This is a genomic window from Aquabacterium sp. CECT 9606 (assembly GCF_918741295.1).
GTDB lineage: Bacteria > Pseudomonadota > Gammaproteobacteria > Burkholderiales > Burkholderiaceae_C > Aquabacterium.
Genome location: NZ_CAKKNB010000005.1, coordinates 94,618 through 112,233 on the forward strand (window position 1 = coordinate 94,618; position 17,616 = coordinate 112,233).

General features: G+C 63.0%; 15 protein-coding genes. 6 read left to right on the forward strand and 9 right to left on the reverse strand.

From position 1 onward, the window contains the following. Nucleotides 1-9: 9 nt before the first annotated feature. The 4 genes from LQ232_RS21715 to ureE form a co-directional block, all read right to left on the reverse strand. On the reverse strand, nt 10-1,230 hold the full coding sequence (locus LQ232_RS21715; protein WP_230182482.1) for an acyltransferase: 1,221 nt from the start codon (nt 1,228-1,230) through the stop codon (nt 10-12). 123 nt (nt 1,231-1,353) lie between these two features. Then, nucleotides 1,354-2,001 carry an urease accessory protein UreG gene (gene ureG / locus LQ232_RS21720; protein WP_230182483.1) on the reverse strand — a complete coding sequence of 216 codons (648 nt, stop codon included), beginning with the start codon at nt 1,999-2,001 and terminating at the stop codon, nt 1,354-1,356. Next, nucleotides 1,998-2,753, reverse strand: coding sequence for an urease accessory protein UreF (locus tag LQ232_RS21725; RefSeq protein WP_230182484.1), 756 nt, complete (start codon nt 2,751-2,753; stop codon nt 1,998-2,000). The genes ureG and LQ232_RS21725 overlap by 4 nt, the downstream gene beginning before the upstream one ends. Further along, nucleotides 2,753-3,379 (reverse strand): urease accessory protein UreE, encoded by a 627-nt coding sequence (gene ureE, locus LQ232_RS21730; RefSeq protein ID WP_230182485.1) that lies wholly within the window; start codon nt 3,377-3,379, stop codon nt 2,753-2,755. Before ureE ends, LQ232_RS21725 begins: the two co-directional genes overlap by 1 nt. 111 nt (nt 3,380-3,490) lie before the next feature. On the opposite strand from ureE, the gene LQ232_RS21735 reads away from it, so the two are divergent. Then, nucleotides 3,491-4,267 carry a DUF72 domain-containing protein gene (locus tag LQ232_RS21735; RefSeq protein WP_230182486.1) on the forward strand — a complete coding sequence of 259 codons (777 nt, stop codon included), beginning with the start codon at nt 3,491-3,493 and terminating at the stop codon, nt 4,265-4,267. Here LQ232_RS21735 and ureC read toward each other — a convergent pair. From ureC to ureA, 4 genes are all read right to left on the reverse strand, one after another. Next, nucleotides 4,264-5,991: an urease subunit alpha gene (gene ureC / locus LQ232_RS21740; RefSeq protein ID WP_230182487.1), complete on the reverse strand. Its 1,728-nt coding sequence runs from the start codon at nt 5,989-5,991 to the stop codon at nt 4,264-4,266. The genes LQ232_RS21735 and ureC overlap by 4 nt on opposite strands. 22 nt (nt 5,992-6,013) lie before the next feature. After that, nucleotides 6,014-6,319, reverse strand: a complete 306-nt coding sequence (locus LQ232_RS21745) for an urease subunit beta (protein WP_230182488.1) — start codon at nt 6,317-6,319, stop codon at nt 6,014-6,016. 11 nt (nt 6,320-6,330) lie between these two features. Then, entirely contained in the window at nt 6,331-6,969 is a 639-nt protein-coding gene (locus LQ232_RS21750) for a HupE/UreJ family protein (protein ID WP_230182489.1), read from the reverse strand. Between the two features lie 73 nt (nt 6,970-7,042). Continuing rightward, nucleotides 7,043-7,345 (reverse strand): urease subunit gamma, encoded by a 303-nt coding sequence (gene ureA / locus LQ232_RS21755; RefSeq protein WP_230182490.1) that lies wholly within the window; start codon nt 7,343-7,345, stop codon nt 7,043-7,045. A gap of 70 nt (nt 7,346-7,415) precedes the next feature. Between ureA and LQ232_RS21760 the strand changes: the two genes are divergently transcribed. The 3 genes from LQ232_RS21760 to LQ232_RS21770 all read left to right on the forward strand — a co-directional run bounded on the left by LQ232_RS21760 (nt 7,416) and on the right by LQ232_RS21770 (nt 13,653). After that, entirely contained in the window at nt 7,416-10,961 is a 3,546-nt protein-coding gene (locus tag LQ232_RS21760; RefSeq protein WP_230182491.1) for an ATP-binding protein, read from the forward strand. Next, nucleotides 10,958-11,917 carry a response regulator transcription factor gene (locus LQ232_RS21765; protein WP_230182492.1) on the forward strand — a complete coding sequence of 320 codons (960 nt, stop codon included), beginning with the start codon at nt 10,958-10,960 and terminating at the stop codon, nt 11,915-11,917. The genes LQ232_RS21760 and LQ232_RS21765 overlap by 4 nt, the downstream gene beginning before the upstream one ends. A 134-nt stretch (nt 11,918-12,051) precedes the next feature. Continuing rightward, the gene (locus tag LQ232_RS21770; RefSeq protein ID WP_230182493.1) at nt 12,052-13,653 is read left to right on the forward strand and encodes a DUF342 domain-containing protein; all 1,602 of its coding nucleotides are present in this window, start codon (nt 12,052-12,054) and stop codon (nt 13,651-13,653) included. A 1-nt stretch (nt 13,654) separates the two neighbouring features. Here LQ232_RS21770 and LQ232_RS21775 read toward each other — a convergent pair whose 3' ends face one another. Then, nucleotides 13,655-14,395, reverse strand: a complete 741-nt coding sequence (locus LQ232_RS21775; RefSeq protein WP_230182494.1) for a fused MFS/spermidine synthase — start codon at nt 14,393-14,395, stop codon at nt 13,655-13,657. A 134-nt stretch (nt 14,396-14,529) separates the two neighbouring features. Between LQ232_RS21775 and urtA the strand changes: the two genes are divergently transcribed. Further along, entirely contained in the window at nt 14,530-15,807 is a 1,278-nt protein-coding gene (urtA, locus tag LQ232_RS21780) for an urea ABC transporter substrate-binding protein (protein WP_230182495.1), read from the forward strand. Nucleotides 15,808-15,975: 168 nt separating this feature from the next. Beyond that, complete coding sequence (gene urtB / locus LQ232_RS21785; RefSeq protein ID WP_230182622.1) at nt 15,976-17,538, forward strand: urea ABC transporter permease subunit UrtB; 1,563 nt, start codon at nt 15,976-15,978, stop codon at nt 17,536-17,538. The last annotated feature ends 78 nt before the right edge of the window (nt 17,539-17,616 follow it).

Genomic DNA, 17,616 nt, shown 5'->3' on the forward strand with positions numbered 1-17,616 from the left:
CCTGCTAGTTTACCTTTTGTTCGCAGCGGTTTTGCCCAGGTGTGCATGTGCCGTGCCTTTAAGCCGGGGCTCCTGGGCATCGCCATCTCTTTTGAACAACGAGGCTAAATTGGCCCTGATGCTGTTGGTGTGGCGTTCGAAACTCAAATAGTTGAGATAGCAATAAAGGTAGAGCGTGGTGGTCAGGCCTGCAAAATAAACCAGACCTGGAAGGTGAGGTTGCTGTTGGAAATTCAAGCCACTTAACTGGTGCAGCAGTGCCACCAAAAAAACCATCATGGGGAAATGGCAAAGGTAGGTGGAGTATGAAAAATCGGCCAGGGCAGCATGCAGCTTGACATGGCGGGGAGTCCTTGAAAGCTTGCTTGCACTGACAACGGCAAGGAGGTAAGCCACTCCCACAAAAATATCACGTGAAAGCGAAGCGGTCAGAGATTCATGATTTTCAAGGTTGTCGACATTGTGGCTGAGGCGAGAGAGCACCAATGCCCCGATGAACAAGCTCATTCCCACCAGAGGGTGGGGTATCCATTTCTCGAATTTTATCCAGGCATGAGCAAAAAACCCCAGAATCCATAGGCTGCCCAAAAGGACGATTTCCTTGGGCAAGACTGCTGTCAATGACAATGCAGCGATTGCATAAGCTATTTTCTTTGTTCCTGTGCCAGTGATCGCGGCGCCTGCCAAGGCAAAAATGCAGTAATACCACCACTCATAAGACAAACTCCAAAGGGGGCCATTGCTTCCAAAAGGTCCGGTGAGAATTCCCTGGAGGTTGAACAGATTTCCAAAAAACGTGGACATGTTCAGCGCATCGTCTATTTTAGTGCTCAGGGAGCTTGTGTTGTAACGGGCTGAGTCGGTGTACAACTCGCTTGAGTTGACCCAGTTTGTCCCGATCCAGTCAAGCGCTGCGCCAATCAACAATGCAGGCACCAGTACGGTGTAAATTCGGCTTATGCGAGCGGTAAAGAAGCTCAGCATATTGGGCCCGCTGGATTTCCAGCGTTCAAATGTCAAAGCGCCGACCAAATAGCCGCTGATGATGAAGAACATGACCACCGCTTCGTGCCCGAAGCCGGTGATGAAATAAAATCCTTTGATAAGGATGGTTTTATCAACGACGTCTTTGTAATCAACCAGCAGCAAATGCCTCACGTGGCCAATAACCACCAACAATGCGGCAACCCATCGAGATAAATTTAGGAAATTCGACAACGCCGGATTCATGCTCACCCCCTGAATATTTTATTTTCGCATTCTGGCATTCAGGGGCCGGCAGGTGCATCCCCCGAATCAGGTGAGTCGGCGAATGAAAAATTCAGGGCTGGGGTTTTCCCTGGTTTTGCACATTCAGCTTTTTAGCAAGCCCTTGGTCTCGATGAAAGCGATGACTTCATCCAGCCCGGCCTTGGTCTTGAGGTTGCTCATCACAAAGGGCCGCGCTGCGCGCATGCGCTTGGTGTCGGCCTCCATCACCTCCAGGTTGGCCCCCACGTGCGGCGCCAGGTCGGTCTTGTTGATGACGAACAAATCGCTCTTGGTGATGCCCGGACCACCTTTGCGCGGGATCTTCTCGCCCGCCGCCACATCGATCACGTAGATGGTCAGGTCGCTGAGCTCCGGGCTGAAGGTGGCGGCCAGGTTGTCACCGCCGGATTCGATGAAGACGATGTCGGCGTTGGGGTACTTGGCCAGCATGCGGTCGACGGCTTCCAGGTTGATGGAGGCGTCTTCGCGGATGGCGGTGTGCGGGCAACCGCCGGTTTCCACGCCCATGATGCGGTCGGGTTCCAGGGCGCCGGCCACGGTCAGCAGGCGTTGGTCTTCCTTGGTGTAGATGTCGTTGGTGACGACGACCAGGTCGTAGGTGTCGCGCATCCCCTTGCAGAGCATTTCAACCAAGGTGGTCTTGCCAGAGCCGACCGGGCCGCCCACGCCCACGCGCAAGGGGGGCAGTTTTTTGGTGCGGTTCGGGATGTTGTGCAGATTGGTGTTCATGATCGGAATAGGCGTGAGTATTGGGTTTCATGCTGGCTGCTCAGGATGGCCAGCATGGGTGCAAAGGCTTGGCGCTGGCTGTCGGGCAAGGCGCAGGCGTGGTCAATGGCCGCGGGGATCTCGTCAATCAGACTTTGCAAGATGCGTTGGCCGGCGCTTTGGCCCAGGGGTACAGATTTGATGGCGGCCTGCACCATGTTTTCGGCCCAGCCAAAGGCAAAGCTCAACAAAGTGTCCTTGACGATGTGGCTGTGAGAGGCCGTGCTGCCAGGGGTGTCGGGCAGGCACTGGGCCACGGCCAAGGCGAAGGCCACGGGCCAGGTGGGCGCGGGTTTCAATCCGGCGCATTGGGCCAGGCGCGGGTCGTTGGGGGCCACGGAGGCGCCGCGGTTGCGCACCCATTCCATCAGCGAGCGGCCCATCTGTTCGGCCTGCAGTTTCAACTCGGTGGTTTCGCGCGTGTGCGCCACCCAGTCGTTGAGCTCGGTGACGCGGCCCAGATCGTGGCGCTGCCAGGCGGGCAGGGCCTTGGCCACCACGGCCAAGTCGGCGCGGGCCAAGCTGAGGTGCAGTTGGTCGCGCAGCCAGGCGCCGGCGGTGGCCTCGTTGGTGACTCGGCCTGATTCGACGGCGGCCTCCAGCACTTCCGAGTAGCTGAAGCCGCCCACGGGCAAGGCGGGCGAGGCCAGCCACATCAGTTGGAGTCGGGCCGCGGCGCTCAAGGGCGCGGCGGCTGCCAGGACCTTGGGCATCAGTGATCGTGGCCGTGGTTGCAGCCGGGGCCGTGAACGTGCGGCGCGGCGGTGGATTTCACGGCGATGCCAATGGGCTTGCCGCGCGCGGGTGCGTCCGGGGCGGCATGGCCGTGGTCGTGATGATCATGCGAATGGGCATGGCCTTCATGGCCATGAGCGTGTCCGCCACCGGCCGCATAGGCCCCGCCTTCTGGTTCGAAGGTGGTAGTGGCTTCGACCACGGTGAGGTGCATGGACCGCAGCATGTCGGCCAGCACATGGTCGGGCTCGATCTTCAGGTGATCCGGCTGCAGTTCGATCTGCACATGGCGGTTGCCCAGGTGGTAGGCGGCGCGGGTCAGGTCAAAAGCGCTGCCATGCTCCGAGCAGGGCGTGATCACCAGCACCGGCTGAGGCTTGGCGGTGACGCGGATCAGCGAGCCGTCTTCGGCCACCAGCACGTCACCGCCGCGCACGGCGGTGCCACGGTTCAGAAAAATACCCAGTTGGCGGCCGGCGCTGTCGGTGGCGTCGAAGCGGCTTTTCTGGCGCACATCCCAGTCCAGCTCGACGGTGTGCGCGCGCTTGAGCAGCGCGTTGGCCAGGCCTTGGCCCTGAGGGAGAAGTTTGTTGACGGTCAGCATGGCGAGCCCATTCGATACCTGTGCGGAGAGAGGGATAGTGTAAATACGGCAGGCCCTGCGCGCTGGGTGGTCATCATCGACCCTGGTAGTGTTTGGCCCATGAGGACTGACATGCACGGCGCATGCCACTTTGATGCAGGGCGATGCCACATCGGATGCGCGGGCTGGGCCTTGCCCAAGGACGCGCAGGGCGCGTTCGCGCCTGAGGGCAGCCACCTGGAGCGTTACGCCAGCCGCTTGAACGCTGTGGAGATCAATTCCAGCTTCTACCGGTCGCACAAGCCGGCCACCTACGCTCGTTGGGCCGCCAGCGTTCCGCCGGCATTCCGCTTTTCCGTCAAGCTGCCCAAGGCCATCACCCACGAGCGCCGTCTGGGGGATTGCCAAGATCTGCTGGACACCTTTTTGACAGAGGCCGGGCAATTGGGCGAGAAGCTGGGATGCCTGCTGGTTCAATTGCCACCCAGCCTGGCTTTGCAAACCAAACAGGGCAACACATTCTTCGCCTCGCTGCGTGAGCGCCATGCGGGCCCCGTGGTGATCGAGCCCCGGCACACCAGTTGGTTCGGGCCGGAGGGCTCGGCACTGTTGTCTCAGCATGGCATTGATCTGGTTCTGGCCGATCCGGCCCCCTGCGCTGGCGCGGCCTGGCCCTTGGTGCCCGAAGGCGGCCCATCTTCTCGCGTCGCCTACTATCGTCTGCATGGTTCACCGCGCATTTACCACGATGCCTATGGCCAGGCCTATCTGCAGGCCTTGGCGCATCGGTTGCGGGCCGTTGCGCCACACTTTGCATCGGTCTGGTGCGTGTTCGACAACACTGCCCTGGGCGCGGCGATCTTCAATGCGCTGGAGCTCTTCAGCTCGCTGAACCGAATGCCGCCTTAGAACAAGAAATAGCGCTGCGCCATCGGCAGCACCGTGGCCGGCTCGCAAGTCAGCAACTGGCCATCGGCGCGCACCTGGTAGGTTTGCGCGTCAATCTCCATCACCGGCAGGTAGTCGTTGTGGACCATGTCCATCTTCTTGACACTGCGGCAGCCCTTGACGGCGGACACGGTTTTCTTCAAACCATATTGCTCGGGCAGGCCCGCGGCCACACCAGCCTGGCTCATGAACGTCAAGGAGGTGCGGGGCAGGGCGCCACCATGCGATCCGAACATCGAACGGTAATGCACCGGCTGCGGCGTGGGGATGGAGGCGTTCGGATCACCCATGGCGGCGGCCGCGATGAAGCCGCCCTTCAGGATGAGCGAAGGCTTGACCCCAAAAAATGCTGGGCGCCACACCACCAGATCGGCCCATTTGCCTTCTTCGATGCTACCGACCTCGTGCGAGATGCCGTGCGCCAGCGCCGGGTTGATCGTGTACTTGGCCACATAGCGCTTGATGCGGGCGTTGTCGTGGCGGTCGGAGTCGCCAGGCAACTTGCCGCGTTGCGACTTCATCTTGTGGGCGGTTTGCCACGTGCGCATGATGACCTCGCCGACGCGGCCCATGGCCTGCGAGTCGGAACTGAACATGCTGATGGCGCCCAGGTCGTGCAGGATGTCTTCGGCGGCGATGGTTTCGCGGCGGATGCGGCTTTCGGCGAAGGCCAGGTCTTCGGCGATGGAGGCGTCCAGGTGGTGGCACACCATGAGCATGTCCAGGTGCTCGTCGATGGTGTTGACCGTGAAGGGCCGCGTCGGGTTGGTCGATGAAGGCAACACATTGGGCTCGCCCACCACCTTCATGATGTCGGGCGCATGCCCGCCGCCAGCGCCCTCCGTGTGGAAGCTGTGGATGGTGCGGCCCTTGAAGGCGGCCACTGTGTCTTCCACAAAGCCGGATTCGTTCAGGGTGTCCGAGTGGATGGCCACCTGGATGTCGGTCTCTTCGGCCACGCTCAGGCAGGTGTCGATGGCAGCGGGCGTGGTGCCCCAGTCTTCATGCAGCTTCAGACCGATCACGCCGGCCTCGACCTGCTGGCGCAGGGCCTCGGGGCGGCTGGCATTGCCCTTGCCCAAAAAGCCCAGGTTCATGGGGAAGGCGTCGCCAGCCTGCATCATCAGCTTGATGTTCTCGGGGCCGGGCGTGCAGGTGGTGGCGAAGGTGCCGGTGGCCGGGCCAGTGCCGCCGCCGATCATGGTGGTCACCCCGCTCATCAGCGCTTCTTCGATCTGCTGTGGGCAGATGAAGTGGATGTGCGTGTCGATGCCACCAGCGGTCACGATCATGCCTTCAGCCGCGATGACCTCGGTGCCGGGGCCGACGACGATGTCCACGCCCGGTTGCACGTCGGGGTTGCCGGCCTTGCCGATCTTGAAGATGCGTCCGCTGCGCAGGCCGATGTCGGCCTTGACGATGCCCCAGTGGTCCAGGATCAAGGCATTGGTGAGCACGCAATCGACCGCGTCCATGGGGCCGGGGCCGTTGATGCGCTGGCTCTGGCCCATGCCGTCGCGGATGGTCTTGCCGCCGCCGAACTTGACTTCTTCGCCATAGCCGCCAGCGCGCAAGGTCAGGTCTTGTTCCACCTCGATGACCAAGTCGGTGTCGGCCAGGCGCAAGCGGTCACCCACGGTGGGGCCGAACATTTCAGCGTAGGCACGCCGTTGGATGGTTGCCATCAGAAAAAGTCCTTCGCCAAAATCAGAGGGGGCCTTGGGTCAGGCCACGGAATCCATAGACGATGCGGTCGCCGGCGTAATCGACCAGTTCAACGGTGCGCTGCTGGCCGGGCTCGAAGCGCACGGCGGTGCCCGAGGCGATGTTCAGGCGCATGCCATGGGCAGCGCCCCGGTCAAATCGCAGGCCGGCGTTGGTTTCGCTGAAGTGGTAGTGCGAGCCGACCTGGATGGGGCGGTCGCCCGTGTTTTCAACGACCAGGGTGATGGTGCGCCGGCCGGGATTGATGTCGTGGTCAGGGCCGTCGGTGATCAGTTCGCCAGGGATCATGGTGGGCTCCTTCAGAACACGACAGCGATAGCGGGGCTCAGGAGACCAAGGCCGAAGGTGGCGACACCGATGCCTGCGACGCGGGGCAACCAGCGGCTGTGTTGGCGCAAAGCCAGCCCGAGGCCGATGCCGGCTGCGTGCAGGACCAGGGTGCTCAAGACCATGCCGGTGAGCGCGGTGCCGGCCTGGCCGCCCAGCTCCTGGCCGTGCGCCAGCCCGTGGAAGAGGGCGAAACCGGCCACCAGTGCGGCGCCGATGCCGGTTGGCAGCTCGATGCGCGCGGCCACCAGCAGCCCCAGCGCCAGCAGCGAGGCGGCAATCATGGGTTCAACACCGGGCAATGCGACGCCGTTCAGGGCCATCAAAGCGCCCAACAACAAGGTGGTGGCAAACGCCAGTGGCACGGACAAAAGGCGCCCCGGACCACCCATTGACGATGTCTTGCCGCCCAGGCTCAAGGCACTCCACAAGCCCACACTGACCATGGCGGCTAAGTGGTCCAGGCCCGTCAGGGGGTGGGCGATGCCGACCATGAAGCTGCCCAAGGTGTCATGGGCGTGGCTCAATCCATCAGCCCCCATGTGCGCTTCGGCGGTAGACGCCAAAAAAGCAGTGGCCAAGATGGTGCGGTGAGCAAGGTGTTTGAGCATGTCGTTGATCCGGGGCTGAAACAGGGATGGCCTGATTGCACTTAAATGGTGCAAAAAGATGATTGAAAGGCGCTTAGGCGATAGGTTGGTGCACTGTCACCAATTTGGTGCCATCGGGGAAGGTCGCTTCCACCTGTATTTCAGGCACCATGTCGGCCACGCCGTCCATGACGTCATGGCGGCTCAGCACGGTTTTGCCTTCGCTCATCAAGGTGGCCACGGTTTTGCCGTCGCGGGCGCCTTCCATGATGGCGGCGGTGATCAAGGCCACAGCTTCCGGGTAATTCAGCTTGAGACCTCGGGCCTTGCGCCGCTCGGCCAGCAAGGCTGCCGTGAAGATCAGCAGCTTGTCTTTCTCTCGTGGGGTCAGTTCCATTGTTGTTCTCGGCACCGAAATTGCGGCAGCGGCCGTTGATGAAGTGCCCACTATGCAAGACACACGCCAAATGAGTCCAGCCGCCGAACGGCGTATTGATGAACTGCCCGCCGCCGAAGAGGAGTCTTCCGCCGATTTGCTGGGAGACCAGGCCCTGCAACGCGTGGTCAAGGTGCGGCGCGACTACAACACCTGGGTTGGCAGCGAGACGCTGGAAGACTACGCCCTGCGCTTCACCCCCCGGTCTTTCCGGAAATGGAGCGAATGGCGGGTGGCCAACACCGCCTTTGGCGCGGCGTCCTTTCTGGTGCTGGAGGCCGTTGGCGCGACTCTGATGGTGGAGCACGGCTTCATCAACGCCTTGTGGGCCATCCTGGCCACGGGCTTGATCATCTTGCTGGCCGGCTGGCCGATCAGTGTTTACGCGGCCCGTCACGGCGTGGACATGGACCTGCTGACGCGCGGTGCGGGCTTTGGCTACATCGGCTCCACCATCACCTCGCTGATCTACGCCACCTTCACCTTCATCTTCTTCGCGCTGGAGGCCGCGATCATGGCCTACGCGCTGGAGTTGGCCTTCGACATCCCACCCGCCTGGGGCTACCTGATCTGCGCGGTGGTGGTGGTGCCGCTGGTCACGCACGGGGTCACGGTCATCAGCCGATTGCAGGTGTGGACGCAACCGCTGTGGTTGGTGATGCTGGTGCTGCCTTACATCTACGTGTTCAAGGCGAACCCGCATGTGTTGAGCGACCTGGTGGGCTATGGCGGAGCGCAGGGGCAGGCGCCGGGTTTCAACCTCATGTCGTTTGGCGCGGCCATGACGGTGGGTGTGGCCCTGATCACGCAAATGGGCGAGCAGGCCGACTACCTGCGCTTCATGCCCGAGCGGCAGGCCCAGCACAAGGCGCGCTGGTGGTTCAGTGTGTTCATGGGCGGGCCGGGTTGGGTGATTCCGGGCGTGCTCAAGATGCTGGGGGGCACGGTGCTGGCCTACCTGGCTTTGAGCATGTCGGTACCGGCCGACCGCGCGGTCGATCCCAATCAGATGTACCTTTTGGCCTACGAGTCGATGTTCTCGAATCTGAGCTGGGCGGTGGCCGCCACCTGCCTGTTCGTGGTCATCTCGCAGCTCAAGATCAACGTTACCAACGCCTATGCCGGCTCGCTGGCCTGGTCCAACTTCTTCGCGCGCATCACGCACAGCCACCCGGGGCGCGTGGTCTGGGTGGTGTTCAACACCATGATCGCCTTGATGCTGATGGAGCTGAACGTGTTCCAGGCCCTGGGGCGCGTGCTGGGGCTGTATTCCAACATCGCCATCGCCTGGATGATGGCCGTGGTGGCCGACCTGGTGATCAACAAGCCCATGGGTTGGTCGCCCAAAGGCATCGAGTTCAAACGGGCTTATCTGTATGACGTGAACCCGGTGGGCGTGGGCGCCATGAGCGCGGCGTCCATCCTGTCGGTGACGGCCTACCTGGGCTGGCTGGGGCCGATGGCGCAGGCCTTCTCCGCCTTGATCGCGCTGGTCACGGCTTTGGTCACTTCGCCGCTGATCGCCTGGTTCACCCAGGGGCGTTACTACATCGCCCGCCAAGCCGAACTCAAGGCACCCGGTTGCGAAACCTGTCCGTCCCGGCAAGGCACCAAGGGCGTTTACCGCTGCACGGTGTGCGAGCGCGAGTATGAAGGCGAGGACATGGCCCATTGCCCGGCCTACCAGGGCTTCATCTGCTCGCTGTGCTGCTCGCTGGATGCGCGCTGCCATGATCTGTGCAAACCGGAAGCGCGCTGGTCGGTGCAGTGGCGGGCCGTGGGGGAAAAGCTGCTGCCGGCCTTTGTCTGGCAACGTCTGGACACCGAGCTTGGCCATTTCATGCTGTTGATGGGTGGCTTGGTGCCCGCGCTGGCGCTGCTGTTCGCCCTGATCTTCAACCACGAGTTGCGCGCTTTGGACCAACCGGCTACTGCAGGCTTGACCGATGCGCTGCAGAGCGGTTTCCTCAAGGTGTTTGCCGTGCTGTTGGTGATCTCGGGGGTGGTGGGCTGGTGGCTGGTGCTGGCGCACAAAAGCCGCAAGGTGGCGCAAGAAGAGTCCAACCGCCAGACTCACCTGCTGGTGCGCGAGGTGGAGCTGCACCGACGCACCGACGAAAAACTGCAGCAGGCCAAGCGCACCGCCGAGCAGGCCAATCAGGCCAAGAGCCGCTACATCTCGACCATCAGCCACGAGCTGCGCACACCGCTCAACAGCATCCTGGGCTACGCGCAGTTGCTGGACGAGGACCAGCGCCTGCCCGAGCACGCCAGGCATGGGGTGGAGGTGATCAAGCGCGGAGGAGACCATTTGCTGTCCTTGATTGAGGGCACCCTGGACATCGCCCGCATCGAAAGTGGCAAGCTGACGCTGGACGTCAAGCCCATGCGCCTGTTCGAGTCCCTGCAACAGATCATCAACATGCTGCAACCTCAGGCCTTGAGCAAGGGCCTGAGCTTTGAAGTGGAGCTGGACGCGGCCTTGCCTGAGGTGGTGCGGGCGGACGAGCGCCGCGTGCGCCAGATCCTGTTCAATGTGCTGGGCAACGCGGTGAAGTTCACCTCGCAAGGCGGCGTGAAATTCCGTGTCAGCTATGCGCGCGAGATTGCCTTGGTCGAGGTCATCGACACCGGGCCGGGCATCCCCATCGACGAGCTGGAGCGGGTCTTCGAGCCTTTTGCTCGTGGATCTTCCGTGGCGGGCTCATCGGTGGCGGGCACCGGCCTGGGGCTGACCATCAGCAAGATGCTCACCGACCTGATGGGCGGCGAGATGAAGGTCAGCAGTGTGGAGGGGCAGGGCACGGTGTTCCGCATTCGCCTGTTCCTGCCGCAGGTGCGGCTCACGCAGGCCGACCGCTCGGTGCCCTTGGGCGTGCGCACCGGCTATGTGGGCGACCGCCGCCGCGTCTGGGTGGTGGACAATGAAGAGGCCGACCGTGGCTTGCTGGTGCGCATCCTGGAGCCTTTGGGCTTTGACGTCACCCCGCTTGCCTCCGGTGTCGAGTGCTTGGCCCTGTTGCGCAGTTGCCCGCAGGCGCAAGAGCCCCATGCGGTGCTGATGGACCTCGCCATGCCGGGCATCGACGGCTGGACCACGATCCGCACGATCAAGCAGGAAGGCTTGAGCCGCGCGCCGATCGCCATCGTGTCGGCCAATGCCTTTGACAAGGGCATGGACAATGACGTGGGCATCGCCTTCGAAGATTTCATCGTCAAGCCCGTGCGCAAGGCGGAATTGCTGGATTGGCTGGGCCGGCGGCTGACTCTGCAATGGATCGAAGCGCAGCGCCCCACCATTGGCACGCCCATGCTGGAGGCGGCTGCACAAAGTGCCGCGGGCGATGGCATGCAGGTGCTGCCATCGCTCAAGGCCTTGCAAAGCCTGGAAGAACTGATCGACGCGGGCTACGTGCGCGGTGTGCACAAAACACTGGACCAGATCGCGGCGGCCGAACCCCAATGCGAAGCCTTTGTTCAAAACATGCGCCACCTGGCCAGACAGTTCCAGCTGGACGCCTTGGCCGATGCCGTCAAGCGGGCGCTGGTGCAGTTCCATGCACAATCGCGCCCATGATCCCGATGCTTGACCGACTCGACCGCAGCCGCACCGACGTCGTGCTCATCGTCGATGACGTGCCCGACAACCTCTCGCTCTTGCACGACGCGCTGGACGAGGCGGGCTACACGGTGCTGGTGGCCACGCATGGCGAAGCGGCCTTGCAGCGCGCCAGCCAGTCGGTGCCCGACATCATCCTGCTGGACGCCCTGATGCCCGGCATGGACGGTTTTGAAGTGGCGCGCCGCCTGAAGGCGCAGCCCGAAACCAGCCACATCCCCATCGTCTTCATGACTGGCCTCACCGAGACCGAGCACGTGGTGGCCGCCTTCGACGCTGGTGGCGTGGACTACGTCACCAAGCCGATCCGGCCTCGAGAAGTGCTGGCACGCATCGTTTCTCACATGGCCAGCGCCCGGCAGGCGCGCCAGGCCCGCAATGCCCTGGACGCTTTTGGCCACGCATCGATGACGGTGCGCTTGTCTGATGGCCGCGTGATGTGGCAGACGCCCTTGGCGCGCAAGCTCTTGCAGCAGTACTTCGAGACGCCCGAGACCGTGGCGCCCGATGAGCTGGTGGCGTGGCTGCGCCAGGTCACGCCCAGCGCTTTGGCCGACATGGCCACGGGCAAGCCGCCACCATCCTGGCTGGTGCAGCAAGGTGGCCGGCGCCTGAGCTTTGCCTTGCACGAACCCACGGGCGACGACAACTGGTTGCTGGTGATGCGAGAGACTTCAGACGAAGCGGCGATTGAGGCCTTGACCCAGGAGCTCAAACTCACGGCCCGCGAAGGCGAGGTGCTTTATTGGGTGGTCAAAGGCAAGACCAACCGCGACATCGGCGACATCCTGGGCACCAGCCCGGCCACGGTCAAAAAGCAGCTGGAACACGTGTTCGCCAAGCTCGGCGTTGAGACCCGCACCGCGGCGGCTGGCCTCGCCATGAGCCGCGTGGGCCAACTGAAAATGCGCTGAGCGCCCCTCATGCGCAGGCAAGTCGTGATCAATTGACCGCAGAAGGGTCTTTCTGCTACGGCCAGTTCAACTCTGCTGGCTACACTGATCTGCACTGACGCCTGGGACCTCGTCCCGACTGGAAAGGGCTGCGGATGTCGGGTTTTCCCGGTGTTGATCTGATCGAAGCCAAAGGGCAACTCTGGTTGCACCACCGGCCTATGCCTGACCGTCCCGCTTTGACCGTCGAGGTGGCCAGGGATTTGATCAGCCAAGCCGGGCATGCTCACTGGTTCTTGCTGGGCGATCAACTGCAGCAGGCCGCGAGCCGCTCCGCCAGCGAGGAGACCTTCCAACTCCCTGTCGCCGAGCCGCGAGACGCCCGTTTCGAGCTGGAGATAGCGCCCGATGCCATGAGCGCCTGGGTGACGGTCACGCCGGCACAAGGCGGCAGCCCTCTGAACGTGAGCGACATGGTCCAGGCCCTGGCCCAGGGTGGCGTGCTGTTTGGCGTTGACGATGCCGCCTTGCAACAAGCCTGTGCGTCGGCCGAAGTCAGCCGGGTGTTGGTGGCCCAAGGCAAACCCGCCCGCAATGGCGAAGACGCCCGCTTCGAGATGCTGGTCGATGTCACGCGCGATCGCAGCCCGAAGGTGGGCGAGAACGGCTTGATCGACTTCCGGGAGCTGGGCGACATCCCGGTGGTCGAGGCCGACCAGGCCTTGATGAGGATCATCCCCGAGACCGTGGGGTTTCTGGGGCGCAACATCCGCGCCGAAGTGCTGGAGCCGGCGCGTGGCCAACCGGTGGCTTTTGCGGCCGACCTGCCTGGCGCGCAAGTCGATGCCCAAGACCCGAGGCTGCTGCGCGCGGTGTTCAAGGGGCAGCCGGTGCGCGTCGGTGATGGCGTCATGGTCGAGAAGGTGGTGTTTTTCAAAGGTGCCAGCATGGCGTCGGGCAACATCGCTTTCGACGGCACGGTGCATGTCGAAGGCGACGTGCTCACCGGCATGAAAGTGCAGGCCAGCGGCGACATCATCGTGACCGGGACTGTGGACGGTGGGCACCTGGAGGCCGGTGGCAGCATCAAGGTGGGGGGCGGCATCATCGCCCTGGCCAGCGCGCGTGCAGGCGATTCGGTCTCGGCCCGGTTTGTAGAGCATGCCAGCGTGGATGCCGGTGTCGGCATCGCCATCGACAGCATGGCGCTGCAAAGCCAGTTGCAGGCCGGCAACCAGATCATCGTGGGCACGCAATCACCGCAGCGTGGGCGCCTGGTGGGCGGCTCTGCCCGCGCCATGATGCTGATCAGGGTGCCCCTGCTGGGTGATCCTGCCAGCATGGTCACCCAGGTGCTGGTGGGCGTCAACCCGGTGCTGGAGGCCCAGTACCAGGAGGTGTTGGGCCTGATCGCCAAGCAAAACCAGGAGGAAGAAAACCTCAGCAAACTCGTTCAGCACCTGACCCGCCAAGGCGACAAGACCGGGGTGCTGGAGAGGGTGCGGTCCACCTGGGCGCAGGCTTTGCAGGCGCTGGGTTTGCTGCTCGTGCGCAAAGACGAGCTGGAAAAGCAAATGGCTTTGTTCGGCAACGCACGTGTCGAGATTGGCGCGGGTCTGTCGGGCGCGGTGGACCTGGCTTTTGGCAAGACGCAGCGCCGGCTTCGCCGCTCTTATGACATCGGTTATTTCTCGGTGGACAAGGGCGTGGTCCTGTTCACCCCACCGGATGGCGAACCCATGGTGGTGGACGGCTGAGTCAGGCCACCGGATACCGTTTGATCAGCGCGCGCTCGATGCGCGTGGAGCACGCGCCCAGGGTTTTCTGATGGGCTGGTGACAACGATGCCCAGCATTGCTCAAATGCCCTGGCGGTGCGGGCCAAGGCCGTGCCCGAGCCGGCCAGCACCACGCGGTTGTCGCCATCGTCGGTGGCCACCGAGACCGCGTGGCCGCCAAAACAGCGCTCAATGCGCTGGGTCAATTCGCCACAGCGCGGCATCTCGGCGTGCAGGTTGACCACCAACAGGCCTTCATCGGTCAACGCCGCCCTGCAGGCGTCATAGAAGGCGCGTGAGCACAAGGCTTCGGGCTGGCCTTCGCCCGTGAAGCCATCCACCATCAGCACGTCATGGCACTGCGTGGCCTGGGCCACAAAAGCCGCCCCATCGGCGCAGATCACCCTGAAGCGCTCGCTGTCTGCCGGGATCATGAACTCATCGCGCAGGGCGATCACCTCTGCGCTGATCTCGACCGTGGTGATGTCGGTGTCCGGCAGGTGCTGGTGGCAATACTTGGGCACTGATCCCCCGCCCAAGCCAATCATCAAGATGGAGCGTGGGCTTGGGTTGAACGGCAGGAATCCCATCATGGCGCGGGTGTAATCCAGGATCAGCGCGGTCGGGTCATCGCGGCGCATGCAGCTCTGGAGCAGGGGCGAGTCCAGGCTCAGCGACAGCGTTTGCCTGTTCTTGTGGAGGGAGGGGGACTGCTTCGACACGGTGCGGGCAGTCTCTCACACGCCACGATCTGGCCGCCGATACGCCATGTGGCGTATTCCTGGAAAACAGGCGGCTCGGCACACTGGGTTCACTGATTTCCTAACCCCACTTGTGTCTACCAGGAGCTTCATCCATGAACATCTCTCGTCGCAATGCCACCCAATCGCTGACGGCCGTCGCTTTGGGCGTGGCCGGCCTGCTCGTCGGTTCCCTGGCCCATGCCGCCGACACGATCAAGGTCGGTGTGCTGCATTCGCTGTCGGGCACCATGGCCATCTCGGAAACCGTCCTGAAGGACGTCGCCCTGATGACCATCGATGAAATCAACGCCAAGGGCGGCCTGCTGGGCAAGAAGCTGGAACCCGTGGTCGTTGACCCTGCGTCCAACTGGCCCCTGTTCGCCGAAAAGGCCAAGCAACTGATCAGCCAGGACAAGGTTGCCGTGACCTTCGGCTGCTGGACCTCGGTGAGCCGCAAGTCGGTGCTGCCAGTGTTCAAGGAACTCAACAGCGTGCTGTTCTACCCCGTGCAGTACGAGGGTGAAGAGCTGGAAAAGAACGTGTTCTACACCGGCGCTGCGCCCAACCAGCAAGCCATTCCCGCCGTTGAATACCTGATGAGCAAGGACGGCGGCAGCGCCAAGCGCTTCGTGCTGCTGGGCACCGACTACGTCTATCCCCGCACCACGAACAAGATCCTGCGCGCCTTCCTGAAATCCAAGGGCGTGAAGGACGAGGACATCATGGAGGAGTACACCCCCTTCGGTCACTCGGACTACCAGACCATCATCGCCAACATCAAGAAGTTCGCCTCCAGCGGCAAGAAGACGGCCGTGGTCTCGACCATCAATGGCGATTCGAACGTGCCTTTCTACAAGGAGCTGGGCAACCAGGGCCTGAAGGCGTCGGACGTGCCCGTCGTGGCCTTCTCGGTCGGTGAAGAAGAACTGCGCGGCGTGGACACCAAGCCCCTGGTCGGCCACCTGGCCGCCTGGAACTACTTCATGAGCATCAAGAACCCGACCAACGCCGAGTTCATCAAGAAGTGGTCCGCCTACGCCAAGGCCAAGAACATCGCTGGCCACAAGGACAAGCCCCTGACGAATGACCCGATGGAAGCCACCTACATCGGCATCAACATGTGGGCCCAGGCCGTCAAGAAGGCCGGCAGCACGGACACCGACAAGGTCATCGCCGCCATGGCCGGCCAGACCTTCAAGGCGCCCGGTGGCTTCACCTCCACGATGGACGCCAAGAACCACCACTTGCACAAGCCCGTGTTCATCGGTGAAATCAAGGCCGACGGCCAGTTCAAGGTGGTCTGGAAGACCCCTGGCCCGATCAAGGCCCAACCCTGGAGCCCCTACATCGCCGGCAACGACGTGAAGAAGGACGAGCCAGAAACCAAGTGATCCTTGGTTCCGCCATTCATGCGGATGGCGGGTTGATTTTCGAAGCAGAGCGGTTCGCCCCGTTGGGGGGTCACCCAACGGGGCGCTTTTATTGGCCGCACCTTACTCAAAAAACGACTGGAACACGCTGTGAAACGATTCGACGCAGCACGCACGCTGAGCCTGGCCATGCTGGTCACCCTCGGCTGCCTGACAAGCCCGGCGCACGCCTTGACGCCGGAAGAAGCCCACGCGGTCTCGGCTGGCGACAACGACGCCCGCATCCAGGCCTTGCAAAAGCTGATCCCCAAGAACGACGCGCGCCTGCCCATCCTGGTCCAGGCGCTTTTGAACGACAGCGTCAAGGTTTCGGGCGACAAAACCTACATCCTCGAAGACGACAAGGTGCTGGACGCCGCCACCGGCCAGCCCACTACCTTGCCCGAAGATGCTGAAGACGTCACCAACAATGGCCGCATGAGCGGCGAGCTGGAAGCGGTGCTGGCCGTGGGCAAGCTGCTCTCGCCAGACGTGGCCGTGCGCGCTGAGGCCATCAAGACCATCGCGCAGAGCGTAGACGAGGCCAAGCTGCCGATGATCGACAAGGCCTTGGCTTCGGAGTCCGATCCCCAACTCAAGACGCAGCTGCAGAACCTGCGCGCCAAGGCACTGCTCAGTGGCACTGATGCCGCCAAGCGCATCGAAGCCGCGCAGGAACTGGCTGCCAGCGCCGATCCTGAAACCAAGGCCCTGCTGATGGAGCGCCTGCAAGACGGCGTCGAAACCGATCCTCAGGTCAAGATTGAGGTGCAGAAGTCGCTCGACTCCATCGCCAGCCGCCTGGCCTGGGGCGACCGCGCTGGCGTGCTCTTCACCGGCATCAGCCTGGGTTCGATCCTGCTGCTGGCCGCGCTGGGCCTGGCCATCACCTATGGCCTGATGGGTGTGATCAACATGGCCCACGGCGAGCTGATGATGATCGGCGCTTATGCCACCTACGCCGTGCAGAACCTGTTTCGCAGCCACCTGCCGGGCGCCTTCGACTGGTACATCCTGGCCGCCATCCCCGCATCCTTCATGGCCGCGGCCCTGGTGGGCGCGGTGCTGGAGCGCACCGTGATCCGCTTCCTCTACGGCCGCCCGCTGGAAACGCTGCTGGCCACCTGGGGCATCAGCCTGGTGCTGATGCAAGCGGTGCGCGGCCTGTTTGGCGCACAGAACGTGCAGGTCGAGAACCCGGCCTGGATGTCGGGCGGCTTCAACGTGCTGAGCAACCTCACGCTGCCCTACAACCGCCTCGCCATCATCGCCTTTGCAGGCCTGGTGTTGCTGGGCATGACCTTGCTGATCGCCAGGACGCGCATGGGCCTCTTTGTGCGCAGCGTGACGCAGAACCGTCCGATGGCCGCCTGCGTGGGCGTCAACACCGCCCGCATCGACACCATGGCCTTCTCGTTGGGCGCGGGCATCGCCGGCCTGGCGGGTTGCGCGCTGTCGCAGGTGGGCAATGTGGGCCCGGACCTCGGCCAGAACTACATCGTGGACTCGTTCATGGTGGTGGTGCTGGGCGGCGTCGGCCAGATCGCAGGCACTGTGTACGCCGCGATGGGCCTGGGCATCTTCAACAAGCTGCTGGAAGGCTGGGCCGGTGCGGTGCTGGCCAAGATCATGGTCCTGATGTTCATCGTCGTCTTCATCCAGAAGCGTCCCCAAGGTTTGTTTGCCATGAAGGGCCGGAGCGCCGAAGCATGAGTGCCGTTCTTACATCCCCCAAGCTGTCGCAGATCACCGTGCCCCACAGCGCCCTGGGCGCCAAAGGCTGGAGCGGCG

What these genes read in the sequence shown, in the direction of transcription:
- LQ232_RS21715 (WP_230182482.1), bottom strand. Translation starts at nt 1,230, where the DNA reads ATGAATCCGGCGTTGTCGAATTTCCTAAATTTATCTCGATGGGTTGCC.
- ureG (WP_230182483.1), bottom strand. Translation starts at nt 2,001, where the DNA reads ATGAACACCAATCTGCACAACATCCCGAACCGCACCAAAAAACTGCCC.
- LQ232_RS21725 (WP_230182484.1), bottom strand. Translation starts at nt 2,753, where the DNA reads ATGCCCAAGGTCCTGGCAGCCGCCGCGCCCTTGAGCGCCGCGGCCCGA.
- ureE (WP_230182485.1), bottom strand. Translation starts at nt 3,379, where the DNA reads ATGCTGACCGTCAACAAACTTCTCCCTCAGGGCCAAGGCCTGGCCAAC.
- LQ232_RS21735 (WP_230182486.1), top strand. Translation starts at nt 3,491, where the DNA reads ATGCACGGCGCATGCCACTTTGATGCAGGGCGATGCCACATCGGATGC.
- ureC (WP_230182487.1), bottom strand. Translation starts at nt 5,991, where the DNA reads ATGGCAACCATCCAACGGCGTGCCTACGCTGAAATGTTCGGCCCCACC.
- LQ232_RS21745 (WP_230182488.1), bottom strand. Translation starts at nt 6,319, where the DNA reads ATGATCCCTGGCGAACTGATCACCGACGGCCCTGACCACGACATCAAT.
- LQ232_RS21750 (WP_230182489.1), bottom strand. Translation starts at nt 6,969, where the DNA reads ATGCTCAAACACCTTGCTCACCGCACCATCTTGGCCACTGCTTTTTTG.
- ureA (WP_230182490.1), bottom strand. Translation starts at nt 7,345, where the DNA reads ATGGAACTGACCCCACGAGAGAAAGACAAGCTGCTGATCTTCACGGCA.
- LQ232_RS21760 (WP_230182491.1), top strand. Translation starts at nt 7,416, where the DNA reads ATGAGTCCAGCCGCCGAACGGCGTATTGATGAACTGCCCGCCGCCGAA.
- LQ232_RS21765 (WP_230182492.1), top strand. Translation starts at nt 10,958, where the DNA reads ATGATCCCGATGCTTGACCGACTCGACCGCAGCCGCACCGACGTCGTG.
- LQ232_RS21770 (WP_230182493.1), top strand. Translation starts at nt 12,052, where the DNA reads ATGTCGGGTTTTCCCGGTGTTGATCTGATCGAAGCCAAAGGGCAACTC.
- urtA (WP_230182495.1), top strand. Translation starts at nt 14,530, where the DNA reads ATGAACATCTCTCGTCGCAATGCCACCCAATCGCTGACGGCCGTCGCT.
- urtB (WP_230182622.1), top strand. Translation starts at nt 15,976, where the DNA reads ATGCTGGTCACCCTCGGCTGCCTGACAAGCCCGGCGCACGCCTTGACG.